The organism is Gilliamella sp. W8136 (genome assembly GCF_016101285.1).
Taxonomy (GTDB): Bacteria; Pseudomonadota; Gammaproteobacteria; order Enterobacterales; family Orbaceae; genus Gilliamella; species Gilliamella apicola_N.
Genome location: NZ_JACFQU010000039.1, coordinates 1 through 1,380, shown reverse-complemented (window position 1 = coordinate 1,380; position 1,380 = coordinate 1). Strand labels below are relative to the sequence as shown.

The following is a 1,380-nucleotide window of genomic DNA, read 5'->3' as shown; positions in this document are numbered from 1 at the left end:
AAGTCGTTGCTGATTTAAAAAATCGCTATCAACCATTCCCTTTAACTGAAGTACAACGTGCTTACTGGATGGGGCAAGCACCCGGCCTGCCTTTAAACTGTGGTACTCACTATTTAGTCGAACTAGATGGAGAAAGAATAGATTTACAAAGATTAACGGTAGCTTGGAATAAATTAGTAGAACGTCATGATATGTTGCATACGATCGTTACACAACAAGCAGAACAGCAAATTTTACCAGAATGGCCTGTATATACCATTGCCCAAACACAACATGACAATCTATTAGAAGTAAAAAAGAGTGTTGCCGAATGGTGGCAACAACAGCAAAATGAAAAGTATAGCTTACCTTTTGCCATACACAGCTTTAACTATTCTGATAACCGCAATTATTTAGCTATCATATTTAATTACATGAATTTAGATGGTTTTAGTATTAAGTTAGTCTTAAAAGAATTAGCTGATTTCTATCAAAATCCAGATTTACAATTACCTAAACTCACTTTATCGTTTAGAGATTATGTTACTCAAGTTAACTATTCAACCGATGCCTTACAGAGAGCAGAAGCATACTGGCGCAACCGTATGGCAACTTTACCTGCTGCCCCACCATTACCAGTAAGAATTGATCCACAACAAATTAAACAGTCTAAGTTTATTCGTAAAACGGCCAAATTGAATCATCAAACTTTTGCTGCTTTATGTAATATTGCTAAAAATCATAGTTTAACACCTTCAGTTATTATTATGTTGATCTATGCTGAGGTACTCAGTCAATACAGTGGTGGTCAAGCTATTACGATTAATATGACACTGTTCGATAGACAACCTGTACATCCAGAAATCTATCAAATTACAGGTGATTTTACTTCATTATTACCTATTGCTTACTCACCTGATGCAACAAAATCATTATTAAATCAAGCCCAATGTTTGCAAGAAGAACTCGCTACAGCACTCGATCACCGGGAAATATCTTCTATTTGGGTACAAAGAGAGCTAGCCCGCAATAAGGGAATTAATTCTGGATCCCTACCGATTGTCTTTACGAGTACATTAGGAATTGCCGATGAATTATTACAAGATAGTGAACAACAAGGATTTTTACAGCTAACTGGCTCTGGTTTATCAGAAACTCCACAGGTATGGTTAGATCATCAATTATATCAATTAGAAGGAGGTTTATTACTATCTTGGGATGCAGTAGAAGACCTATTCCCTGAGGGGTTGCTCGATCAAATGTTTAATAGTTATATCCAACTATTAAATCAATTTATTGAACAAGATTGGCAACAACCTATCGTTACTCTATTACCTACGGCACAACAGTTAATTAGAAAACAGATTAACGCAGTTACTGCGCCTTTACCCTCCACCACTC

1 protein-coding gene is annotated in these 1,380 nt (G+C 36.2%); it reads left to right on the top strand.

The genetic code is table 11. The features are described from left to right. Positions 1 to 1,380 (top strand): condensation domain-containing protein (locus H3T96_RS14555; RefSeq protein ID WP_232356475.1); only part of this gene is annotated, 1,380 nt, incomplete at both ends.